General features: G+C 54.9%; 9 protein-coding genes. 8 read left to right on the forward strand and 1 reads right to left on the reverse strand.

The window, feature by feature from the left end; all coding sequences use genetic code 11:
- Positions 1 to 198: 198 nt before the first annotated feature.
- Complete coding sequence (locus D7M11_RS20570; RefSeq protein ID WP_120749127.1) at positions 199 to 1,524, reverse strand: ABC transporter substrate-binding protein; 1,326 nt, start codon at positions 1,522 to 1,524, stop codon at positions 199 to 201.
- A gap of 107 nt (positions 1,525 to 1,631) precedes the next feature.
- On the opposite strand from D7M11_RS20570, the gene D7M11_RS20575 reads away from it, so the two are divergent.
- The 8 genes from D7M11_RS20575 to dgoD all read left to right on the forward strand — a co-directional run bounded on the left by D7M11_RS20575 (position 1,632) and on the right by dgoD (position 11,590).
- Positions 1,632 to 2,468: an AraC family transcriptional regulator gene (locus tag D7M11_RS20575; RefSeq protein ID WP_205127092.1), complete on the forward strand. Its 837-nt coding sequence runs from the start codon at positions 1,632 to 1,634 to the stop codon at positions 2,466 to 2,468.
- A gap of 222 nt (positions 2,469 to 2,690) precedes the next feature.
- Positions 2,691 to 3,617 carry a dihydrodipicolinate synthase family protein gene (locus D7M11_RS20580; protein ID WP_120749129.1) on the forward strand — a complete coding sequence of 309 codons (927 nt, stop codon included), beginning with the start codon at positions 2,691 to 2,693 and terminating at the stop codon, positions 3,615 to 3,617.
- A 181-nt stretch (positions 3,618 to 3,798) separates the two neighbouring features.
- Entirely contained in the window at positions 3,799 to 5,136 is a 1,338-nt protein-coding gene (locus D7M11_RS20585) for an ABC transporter substrate-binding protein (RefSeq protein WP_120749130.1), read from the forward strand.
- Positions 5,137 to 5,254: 118 nt separating this feature from the next.
- A complete protein-coding gene (locus D7M11_RS20590) occupies positions 5,255 to 6,136 on the forward strand; it encodes a carbohydrate ABC transporter permease (RefSeq protein WP_120749131.1) in 882 nt (293 codons plus the stop codon).
- The gene (locus D7M11_RS20595; protein ID WP_120749132.1) at positions 6,133 to 6,948 is read left to right on the forward strand and encodes a carbohydrate ABC transporter permease; all 816 of its coding nucleotides are present in this window, start codon (positions 6,133 to 6,135) and stop codon (positions 6,946 to 6,948) included. Before D7M11_RS20590 ends, D7M11_RS20595 begins: the two co-directional genes overlap by 4 nt.
- Before the next feature lie 43 nt (positions 6,949 to 6,991).
- The gene (locus tag D7M11_RS20600; protein ID WP_120749133.1) at positions 6,992 to 8,782 is read left to right on the forward strand and encodes a sensor histidine kinase; all 1,791 of its coding nucleotides are present in this window, start codon (positions 6,992 to 6,994) and stop codon (positions 8,780 to 8,782) included.
- Entirely contained in the window at positions 8,701 to 10,389 is a 1,689-nt protein-coding gene (locus D7M11_RS20605; RefSeq protein ID WP_240041232.1) for a response regulator, read from the forward strand. The genes D7M11_RS20600 and D7M11_RS20605 overlap by 82 nt, the downstream gene beginning before the upstream one ends.
- Before the next feature lie 52 nt (positions 10,390 to 10,441).
- The gene (gene dgoD / locus D7M11_RS20610) at positions 10,442 to 11,590 is read left to right on the forward strand and encodes a galactonate dehydratase (protein WP_120749134.1); all 1,149 of its coding nucleotides are present in this window, start codon (positions 10,442 to 10,444) and stop codon (positions 11,588 to 11,590) included.
- The last annotated feature ends 232 nt before the right edge of the window (positions 11,591 to 11,822 follow it).

The raw sequence follows: 11,822 nt of genomic DNA on the forward strand, positions 1-11,822 counted from the left end.
CCTGATGCGGGGGATTCAGCCGCACCATTCGGCCAACGGCAGCAGATTTTTGCCGATCGAAACGCTGTCGCCAAACTCTGCATGTCCCATGCATTCGGCCGGGTGTTTAAGTGAAACGAAATATGATTTCTTTACCAAGAAAAGCTGCTACTTACGCAGGGTCATTCATCGTGGAAAAGGCTTCGTTTCAGACTTTTCTTACTTGAGCCGCTCCGTCTCGATCATCTTGTTGATTTCTTCCTCCGCCTGCAATAAGGCGGTATTCACATCGAGCTGGTCGTCGCGGAACAAGGCGAATTTCTTGTTCACGATATCCTCGGCCTTACTGCGGTATTGCGAAGCGATCGGGTAGGGGACCGGGTTGCTTTTGAAAATGCTTTGAATTTGTTTGTCTTTCAGGTATGGCTTGCCGCTGCCGAAAGCCGCCTTAACTGCATCGCTTTTCAAGGCCGTGATTTGACCGTCGGCGGACAGTTTCTTCTGCACCTCATCGGATACCGCTACCTCAATCACGCGCAGCGCATCTTCCTGGTTTTTGCTTGTTGGCGTAATGGCCATGACTTGTACGCTGGCGTTGGCGAATACGTTTCTCCGCTCCGGATAGCTCGGATACTGCGTCACATCCCAGTTCAGCCCCTCCTTTGTAGGCGTTTCCAAAGCAGCGAATAAATTCATGCTAGCGAGCATCGCCAGATTTTTCTCCTGCATAAAATCGTTGTTCGGCGTATGACCGGGCTGAATCAAATTTCCGGGGATCTTGTACATCGATTTCACCAGCTCGAATACCTGCTTCCACGGATCCGTGCGGACGGAAGCTTTCTCGGTCTTGTAGTCTACGGCTGCGGCCGACAACGGCTGGGAAATCCAAATAATGCCCGCTCCCGGATCGATACCCCGATACGACACGCCGCCCTCCTGACGCGTGACCTTTTTGGCCAGCTCGATCACATCGCTCCACAGCATTCCTTCTTTCGGGTAAGCGCTTCCGAACTTGTCGAACAAATCTTTGTTGTAATACAGCGCATGGAAGCTGCGGCTGAGCGGGATGCCGTACAACTCGTCTCCGGGGGAGCTGACCCGAGTATCCCGAATCATCGTCTCGTCAAACCGGTTCAGATCGAAATTTTGCTTTTTTACCAGCTCCCGGTGGTCAAACTCCAGCTTCTTCGTCCGGTAGTTAGCCAGGTTTCCGTTAAAAGTAAAAATGATGTCGGGCGTCATTCCCGCCGTAATCAGCTCAGCCAGCGTAGTGCCCTTGCCCGGGCGGATCAAGTCTAACGTAATGTGCGGATATTTTGCTTTCAGCGCCTCTTTGATCGTTTGTTCGGTAAAATCATCAATGGTCGTGTTGTCGAGTGCGGCACTAATTGTAATCGGCTTCAATTCGCTTGCGGATTGCTTCTCTCTTACTCCTTCGCCTAGGTCCGCCGCCGAGCCGCATCCTGTCGACAGCAGAACGACTGCGGCTGCTATTGCGATTAAGGTTTGTTTTCTCCCGCCGTCGCGTGCCATACATTGAGTCATTGCTTTGCCCTCCCATTTGAATAGTATCGTATACGATGTTTCAAGTGTAAATTCGAAAGCTTTACATGAACATGCACAAACTTATAATAGAGTGTAGACATTATTTCATGAAGCGGGTGACAAAATTGGTCGAGTTATGGCAGGTGCGCGCCCAGATGTTCGCCTACATTTACTGGAACCGCAAAACGACTTTCGAAATCGAAAGCACCTCCTACCCGAAATGGTGTATGTTTGCCGTGGAAGAAGGGGAATTCTCCTATCGCATTGGGGACGAGTCCGGGATCGGCTCCGCGGGCGATCTGGTGTTGTGTCCGCCGGAGACGTTGTTTCAGCGCCGCATCAAGATGCCGCTGTCGTTTCATTATTTTCATTTCGACTGGGTTCATCGCGATACGGGAGAAGTGGTATCTGCGGCGCTGGCCGAACGGCATTTGCTGCCTTGCCGTCTGCCGCTGGCGCGTACGAACCGTCTGCAATCCGTTTTCGGTTACCTGCGCTCGTTCCCGCATGCCAGCGTCCAGAAGCCGGTGCTTCGATGGGTCGAGCACATGGTTGACGATTTGCTGTTTATGTTTATGACGGAGCGCCATCTGGTTCCGCTTCGTCTCGACAGTCCCACGACAGACCCGCTCATGGATCAAGCGGCGCTGACCATTCGTCAGCACGCTTTCGAAGAGTTGAACCTGCACAGGGTCGCTTCCGCCTACGGATTGACGCCCGTACAATTTTCACGGCGTTTTACCGCTGCATTTAAAATGACCGCACATGATTATTTGACGACCTTGCGTCTGGAACGAGCATGCAAACTGCTGCAGGAAACGGCCTTGAACCTGGAAGACATCGCGGAAAAATGCGGGTACCGCAACGGCTCGTACATCAGCCGGCTGTTTGCCAAAAAGCTGAATACAACGCCGTCTGCGTTCAGAGCAGCCCATCGCTTGTAAACGGGATCGCTTGAGGTTCAAGGGAATATATAGGTTCGCGATTCGCCGAGTTCAGAGCGGAAAAACGTATTGTAATCGCACGATCGATATACTATGATAGAAAGAAATGCAAAGGAACGCTGTTCTTCGAAAAGGAACAGGATATTCCTTTATTTTTTGATTAAGGACAAGAACGTCGTTCTTTAATTTAGAACTAAAAAGAGAGAAGAGAGGAGCCGCACTATGCAGCAATCTATCAGCAATGGCGTATGGCCAACGATGGTTACTCCATTCACACAGGATGGGGATATCGATTATCCTGCGCTCGGACAGCTTGTCGAATGGTATATCGAGCGAGGCGTTCAAGGGTTATTCGCTGTATGTCAATCCAGCGAAATGTTCAAGCTTTCCCTGGAGGAAAGAGTGCAGCTCGCCCGTTTCGTCAAGGAGAAGGCGGCAGGCCGGGTGCAGGTTATTGCCTCGGGGCACATCTCCGACGCGCTTTCCGATCAGATCGAGGAGCTGAAGCAAATCTCGGCAACGGGCGTGGAAGCCGTCGTTCTCGTCAGCAACAGGCTTGCAGCGGAAGGCGAGGACGAAGAGGTCTGGAAACGGAACGCGTCGTTATTGCTCGAAGCGATTCCGGATACGGCTTTCGGTATTTATGAATGTCCTTACCCTTACAAAAGGCTGCTGTCGCCCGAGCTGCTGAAATGGTGCGCGGATACGGGCCGTTTCCTGTTCCTGAAGGATACGTGCTGCGATGTCGGGCAGCTGAAAGCGAAGCTGGATGCGGTCGCGGGAAGCGACTTGAAACTGTTCAACGCCAATTCGACGACGCTGCTCGACTCGCTCCGCCTCGGCGCGGCCGGCTTCAGCGGAGTTATGGCCAATTTTCACCCCGATCTGTACGTGCGGCTGACGGACCGTTTCCAAACCGACCCGGAGGCGGAGCTGCTGCAATCGTTTTTGACGGTTGCTTCCTTAATCGAGCTGCAATATTATCCGGTCAACGCCAAATATCATTTGCAGCAAATCGGCTTGCCGGTCACCACCTTTTGCCGCGTGAAGGACGATGCGGGCCTGAAGTCCAATCACCGCATCGAGGTCAAACGTCTGGAGCAGCTCGCCGGTTTCGTAAGGGAGCAGTTTACGCAAAAAGCTTTGTAATCGAATTAACTTTTCTAAGGTTAACCGGTGATTGCCGGTTGGCCTTTTTTTTGTTTACAGACGCCCCCCGGCGAAAAAACTTAAAGCTTTGTTATTCATGTTTAGTATTAGTTATATATTGAGAAAATAAGTTCGTGTAAGCTGAAATTGGGTCTAAACTATACATCTATGGAGGGTCACCATGAATCGGATACTGAAACGATGGACAGGCACGGGCACGGCCGTTCTGCTTACATCCGCACTGCTTGCCGGCTGCGCGGGAGGCGCGAAGAACGAAGCCGGAGAAGGCACGCAGGGAGGCGGAGCGGGAGCGAAGCCGTTCCAGGGCAAAAGCATCACGCTCGTCACGGCGAACCATCCGTGGGGCGAAGCGATCAAGCCGCTGCTTCCGGAGTTCGAAGCGGCCACGGGGATGAAGGTCAACGTGCAAAGCTTCTTCGAGGACCAGCTGACGCAGAAGCTGACCGTACAATTTACGGCCGGTTCGGCGACGCCGGATGTGTTCATGTACCGCCCGCTTCAGGAAGGCAAACTGTTCTACAAAAACGGCTGGGTACAGCCTTTGGACGAATATTCGACGAAAGATGCGGCTTACGATTTTAACGATTTCTCCAAATCCTCGATCGGTTCCGTAACGGTGGACGGAAAGCTGGCCGGCATTCCGATCATCACGGAACAGGAAATTTTGTACTACCGCAAAGATTTGCTGAAAAACGCCGGCATCGAGGTGCCGAAGACGCTGGACGAGCTGGTCGCCGCGGTCAAGAAGCTGCACGATCCGTCCAAAGAAATGTACGGCTTCGTAGCCCGCGGCCAGCGTTCCCCGCTCGTTACGCAAGTGTCCTCGTTCCTGTACTCGGAAGGCGCGGACTTTATGAACGGCGACAAAGCGACGATCAACACGCCGGAAGCGGTCAAGGCGTTTACGACGTATGGCACGCTGCTGAAAGACTTCGGTCCTCCGGGAGTGCTCAACATGTCGTGGCCGCAAGCGTTCGGCATTTTCGCCCAAGGCAAAGTCGCTTTCCTGACCGACGCCAACTCGCTGTATAAAAATGCGACCGATCCGGAAAAATCGAAGGTGGCCGATCAGGTAGGCTTTGCGATGTTCCCGGGCGGCAAAGGCGGCTCCAAGCCGTACAGCATTACGTCGTGGGGGCTCGCGATGAACTCGAAGGCGGCAAACAAGGATGCGGCTTGGGAGTTTATCAAATGGGCGTCGAGCAAGGATGTCGTGCTGAAGACGCAGCAGGCGGGCAACCCGGGCGCACGCGCATCGATCTGGGATAAAGCCGAAGGAACGACCGGCTTCCCGGCCGATCTTGTGCCGATCATCAAGGAAAGCGCCAAAAACGGCGTCGACCATGACCGCCCGGTTGTGATCAGCGTCGGCGAAGCGCGTGATGCGGTCGGTGAAATCGTGCAGCAGGTCATGGCCGGCCAAACGAACATTCAGGATACGGCCAACAAGGCGAATGCCGCCCTGCAAGCGATCGTGGATAAAGACAAAGGGAAATAAACACCGGGAAACAAGCGGCGATAAAAGGATGGGGAAGGGTCATAAACGGATGACCCTTTCCATGTTTGCTTGTCGCGAAGCGCTATTCGTTTGTGGAAAGATGGGGTGAAGCTTTTTCATGCAATACAGCTGGTTTGATCGCAATTTGAAATGGATCTATGTCATTCCCGCCGTCTTGTTCGTGCTGGTGATGATGCTGTTCCCGATTATTTACACCGTCAGGATCAGCTTTTTCGAGTGGAGCATGTCGGCGACGACGCCGCCGAAGTGGGTGGGTCTCAGCAATTACATCGATCTGATGAAGGACGGCCGGTTTTGGCATGCGGTAGGCGCGACGTTTTACTTTACAATCGTGGCGCTGCTGTTCGAGGTGGTGCTCGGAGTTGCCATCGCGGTTCTGCTTGCCCGCCAATTCCGCGGCAAAAATTTTGTGAAGACGATATTCCTGCTGCCGATGGTCGCAACCCCGGTCGCGATGGGTCTCGTCTGGATGCTCATCTACGAGCCGACGATCGGCGTAGCCAATATGATGCTCAAGGCGCTTGGCATGGAGCCGCTGCTGTGGCTCGCCTCGACGAGTCAAGTCATACCGTCGCTCATCATCGTGGATGTGTGGGAATGGACGCCGATGATATCGCTTATCGTCATGGCGGGAATCGCCACGCTGCCCAGCGATCCGTATGAGGCGGCCGATGTCGACGGGGCGAATGCGTGGCAGAAATTCACCTCGATTACGCTGCCCCTGCTCAGGCCGACGATTCTCGTGGCGGCGATGCTGCGGCTCATCGACGTGCTGAAAACGTTCGACATCATCTATGCGACGACTCAGGGCGGACCGAACTTCGCCTCGGAGACGCTGAACTTGTACGGCTACGTGCTCGGGTTCCAATATTTCAAGCTGGGCTCGGCCTCGGCGCTGCTCGTCTTGTTTTTCCTGCTCGTCATGGGACTGACGATGTTCATGATCTGGATGCGTAAACGATTGGAGGCGGCGTCATGAAACAGAGCAGAGGGCTAAACGTGTTGTATTCGCTGCTGACACTGCTGGTTTTGTTCGTTTTCGCGTTTCCGTTCATCTGGATGCTGATCGCATCGTTCAAGACGCAGGCGCAGATCATGTCGACGGAAAACTTCCTGTTCTTCAAGCCGACGACGAAAAACTACATGAGCGTATTCAAGGAGTACGATTTCCTGAAGTTCATCTGGAACAGCTTGATCGTGGCCGTAGGCTCGACACTGCTGTCGCTTCTTCTCGGGCTGCCTGCGGCTTATGCGATTGCGCGGCATCATCTGCATAAGCTCAGTCTCGTTATTTTGGTGGCGAGAATTATACCGGGCATTACGTTTTTGATTCCGTGGTTCATTTTGTTTTCGAAAATCAATCTGGTCGATACGTACACGGCTTTGGTCCTCAGCCACATGCTGGTCGGGCTGCCGTTTATCATCTGGATCATGATCTCGTTTTTCGAAGGGCTGCCGACGGAAATCGAGGAGGCCGGGCTTATTGACGGCTGCAACCACCATCAGGTGTTTTTGCGCATCATTATGCCGATATCGGGCCCGGGCGTCATTACGTCGTCGCTGCTTTCGTTCATCTTCTCGTGGAACAACTTTATGTTCTCGATCATTTTGGCCGGAGACAAAACGAAGACGCTGCCGATTGCCGTCTTTAACTTCATGTCCTATTCGGAGATCAACTGGGGCGCCCTGATGGCCGCCGCTTGTATCATTACGCTGCCTGTCCTCATTATCGCCCTGCTTGCGCAGCGGTATATTGTGAGCGGCTTGGCGGCGGGAGCGGTCAAGGGATAAGGCGACTATAAGGGTCGCACAGCAAATCGGAGGGGGAATGCGAATGCCGGGCAAGATCAACATATTCGGAAGAATATTGATCCTGGTCAGCTTGCTTCTCATTCCGATTTTGCTGCTTTACAGCATTTCCAACCGTACGGCCAGCGATGTTGTGCAGGAGCAGCTGCAAACGTCCAGCTTGAATCAGCTTACATTCGTGCTGCATCAGATGGACTTGATTATCGACAACTTGTCGATGTTCCCCGTCATTCTTGGTCAGGACCCGCATATTCGGGATTATCTCGACAGCCCCGGCGGCGCTTTGCCCGATATGCTGGCCAGGCAGGCGCGCATCACCGAAAAGCTCGGTTTGCAAAGCGTCTCCAGCACATGGTCGAACGACTTGTCGATCGTGCTGCCGCGGGAGCGGAAGGTGCTGTCGTCGAACATTTATTTAAACGGCACGGCGGACTGGGCTTGGGAGGGAGAAGTGCGGAAGGGCTGGACGTACGAAGCCGACCGGACGCGAGGTTCTCCTACGGGGGCGTTCGTGCGCGAAGTGGCCGAGCCGGCGTTGGTCAGGCGCGTCGAATCGGCGTCGGCTTTGTATCACGTCAGCTTTCCCGAGCGCAATATTAGCGAGCTGCTCGACATTTACAAGAAAGACAGGCAAAGCGAACCGTTTCTGTACCGGCCGGAAGGCGGGATGATCGTATCGAGCACCTCGGATAAAACGGCGGCCGGGAAAGTGGCGGCGATAATGGCTCCCGGACAAACGTTGTCTGCAGCGGGTCAAATGCGGATAGAACTCGGCGGCGAACCTGTTCTGGTCAGCTTCGTGCGCTCTGGTCAGCTCGAGGGATGGTACTTGGTCGACTATGCGCCGCTCAGCCGGGTGCTCGCGCCGATCGCCAAGACGCGTAACCTGTTTTATGTCTCGGTCGGACTGCTGCTGGCGATGAGCACGCTCGCTTCGTATTTGCTGTACCGCAACGTCCAGCGGCCGATCCTGAATTTGATCCGCAGCATGCAGCGGCTTAAGCGGGGCGATTTGTCCGCTCGGATCGACTACCGCGCCCGCAACGAATTCGATTATTTGATCGTGCGTTTTAATGAGATGGCGGAGCAGATCCAGGTGCTCGTGGAAGACGTATACGCCGAGAAAATCCGCTCCCGGGAAGCGACGCTGAAGCAGCTGCAATCGCAGATCAATCCGCATTTTTTGTACAATTCGCTCTTTTTTATCATTAACTCGGCGATGATGGACGACCGCGATTCCGTGGTGGCGATGTCGCAGCATTTGGCGGAATATTTCCGCTATACGACCCGGATCGACGATCAGACCGCCACTCTTGGTGACGAGATCGAGCTTATCGGCCATTATCTTGAAATTCAAAGCATGCGGATGCACCGTCTCCGCTACACGATTACCGTACCGGACGAGCTGAAGGGCGAGTTCGTCCCGAGACTCATTATCCAGCCGCTAGTCGAGAACGCGATCGTGCACGGAATCGAGGGAAGTCCTGACGAAGGCCGGATTACGATTGTCGGCGAGCAGGACGGCGACTATAACCGGATTATTGTCGATGATAACGGGCCGGGCGTATCGGCGGACGAATTGGAGCGGCTGCGGGGCTCTCTAGACCGTCCGATGACCGATCGCATTGGCCGCGGTACGTGGAATGTGCACAAACGTTTGTTATATCAGTTCGGGGAAGGCTCGGGGCTTACGTTCAGCCGGGCTCCCAGCGGAGGATTACGGGCCGTGCTCGCATGGAAACGCAAGCGGGGACCGGCTGCGTTATCCGCCGAATCGGAACGGAGAGGGGCGGAGCCGCCATCGCTCAGCTATTGATCGTCGACGACGAAGTGCATGTGGTCGAGCGGTTTACGACAACTATCGATTGGAAAGCGGCCGGCATCGAGCAGGTGCACGGCGTTTCTTCCGGCGAAAAGGCGCTTGCGCTGCTGGAGCGAACGAGCATCGATATCGTCATTACCGATATCCGGATGCCCGGGATAACGGGACTCGAGCTGATCGCGGACATTCAGCGGCGCTGGCCAAGGACGAAATGCATCCTGCTGTCCGGCCATTCCGATTTTCATTATGCGAAGGAAGCGATTTTGTACGGTACCGAGGATTATTTGCTGAAGCCGGTGAAGGAAAGCGATCTCGTTTCGGCGGTGCAGCGCGTGCTCGGGAAGCTGGCCGCGGAATGGGAGGAGGTTGTGTCCCGGCAGCGGCTGGAGCATACGCTCAAGGAGCATTTGCCCTCCTTGCGGAGCGGCTTGCTCGGCGAGCTGCTGCAAGGGCGCAAGCTGACCGCTTCACAGCTTCAGGATCAGCTGCGGCTGCTCGGGCTGGACGATTTCGGCGGCAAGCCGTTCGCGATTATGATGATCCGGCTGGAGGAGCATTTTCTGCATTATGACGCCCGCAGTCTTTCTCTTATGGAATACGCCATCGGCAATATGGTAGAGGAGCTGTTCGGCGATCGGCTGGATAGTTGGTATACGAAGGAAACGCACGATTATTTAGTGTTCGTTATGTTTGCAAGGCGGCGGGAAAGTGCGGACTCGCCCGAGCTATCGAGCTGGCTGGAGCGGACCGGCTCTATGTTGCAAACGGCGGTAAGCAGCTACCTGAAGGGTAAAATTTCGATACTCGTCAGCAGATGGGGGACGTTCCCCGATCATTTGACCGAGCTGTACAACCAGGCGGTTACCGCCTTTCGCCGATCGATCGGGAGCGAGCAGGAGCTGTTCATGCGGCTTCACGATGTGCCGGACGAGCAGGAGGTAACGCCGCTGACAAGCTTGTACGAGCCGCCCACGCTCATTCATATGCTCGAGGCTGCAAGGTGGGACGCTATTAGCGAAAAGCTCGACGCGCTGTTCGGCGAAATGGAGCGGCATGGGGGAGAATCGCAGGAACGTCTGATGGAGGCGTATTTCAGCCTCGCCTCGGCCTTCGCCTATATCGTGCATAAGAGCGGCCGCAGTATGCCGGAGCTGATCGGGGACGAATACGACAAGATGATCCGGGGCATCCCGCAACGCTCCGTCAACCAGCTCAAGGAATGGGCGTACCGGATGCTGGAGCGCATTCGGGAGGAGACGAACCGCGAGACGAAAGATTCGCGCACATCGGTTATTCGGGACATCCGCGCTTTTGTGGAAAGCCATCTGTCCGGGGACGTTTCCTTGCAATCGATCGCCGACCACGTGCATTTGCATCCGGTGTACGTATCGAAAATATACAAGCTGGAGACCGGCGACAACTTAAGCGATTACGTGAACCGGATACGCATGGACAAGGCGGAATATTTGCTGAAGCACGGTACCGACAAAATTTACGAGATCGCGGCGATGCTCGGCTACCAGCGCCCCCATTCGTTTAATCACGCGTTCAAAAAGCAGTTCGGCATGACGCCGCAGGAATATCGCGACCGCTATTCCTGAAAATGGTTTATAATACAAGCAGTACGGCACATAGATCAGGAGGCCGATTTCAATGAAAATTACAAAATTGGAGCTGTTTAAAGTACCGCCGAGATGGTTGTTTCTGAAAATCGAAACCGATGAAGGCATCTCCGGCTGGGGAGAACCCGTAGTCGAAGGGAAGGCCGACACCGTGCACGCAGCCGTCACGGAGATGAGCGACTATTTGATCGGTAAAGATCCGATGCGGATCGAGGACTTGTTCCAGGTGTTGTATCGCGGCGGCTTTTACCGCGGCGGGCCGATTTTGTCGAGTGCGATTTCGGGAATCGAGCAGGCTTTGTGGGACATCAAGGGCAAGTTTTACAATGCCCCCGTGTATGACCTGCTCGGCGGCGCCTGCCGCGACCGGACGCGCGTGTACTGCTGGATCGGCGGCGACCGGCCGAGCGATGTCGGCGAAGCGGCGAAACGCCAAGTGGAAGCCGGATTTACGGCGGTGAAGATGAATGCGACCGAGGAGCTGCACTACATCGACTCGCTCGGCAAGGTGGACGCCGCGATTGCCCGGATCGCCGCCGTTCGCGAAGCGGTAGGCCGCGATGTCGGCATCGGCATCGATTTCCACGGCCGGGTGCACAAGTCGATGGCGAAAATTTTGGCGAAGGAGCTGGAGCCGTACCGGCCGATGTTCATCGAGGAGCCGGTATTGCCGGAAAACAACGAGGCGCTTCGCGAGATCGCGCGGTATACGTCGTGCCCGATCGCGACCGGCGAACGGATGTACACCCGCTGGGGCTTCAAGGAGCTGCTGGCGCAAGGCATCGTCGACATTATCCAACCTGACCTGTCCCACGCCGGGGGCATTCTCGAAACGCGCAAAATCGCCGCGATGGCGGAAGCGTACGACGTTGCCGTAGCGCCTCATTGTCCACTCGGACCGATCGCGCTCGCTTCGTGCCTGCAGCTCGACACGTGCTCGCCGAATGCGTTCATTCAGGAGCAAAGCCTCGGCATTCACTATAATCAGGGCTCCGATCTGCTCGATTATTTGAAGGACCCTTCGGTGTTCGCCTACAAGGATGGATTCGTCAGCAACTTGACCGGACCGGGACTCGGCATCGAAGTGAACGAGGAGAAGGTGCGGGAGATGGCGGCCATCGGCCATACGTGGAAAAATCCCGTTTGGCGCCAGGAGGACGGAACGGTCGCGGAGTGGTAATGCCGCTGAGGTCGATAGGAAGCGGGAAACAGGAAGGGAGCCGGAAGCGGCTCCTTTTTGCATGAATGGAAAGTGACGGGGGGATAGCGGAAGCATATTCCGCTATTTCTCTTTAGCCCCCTAATTGAATTGGAGAGTACCATAGGAAATCAGGTACACTATATTCAAGAGGTGAAGGGCCGTGAAAAAGAGGAATCATGTATATGAAGAAGTCCGAAATAAGGTAGCGCAA

The sequence above is a fragment of the Paenibacillus ginsengarvi genome (genome assembly GCF_003626695.1).
In the GTDB taxonomy this organism is placed as follows: domain Bacteria; phylum Bacillota; class Bacilli; order Paenibacillales; family NBRC-103111; genus Paenibacillus_AB; species Paenibacillus_AB ginsengarvi.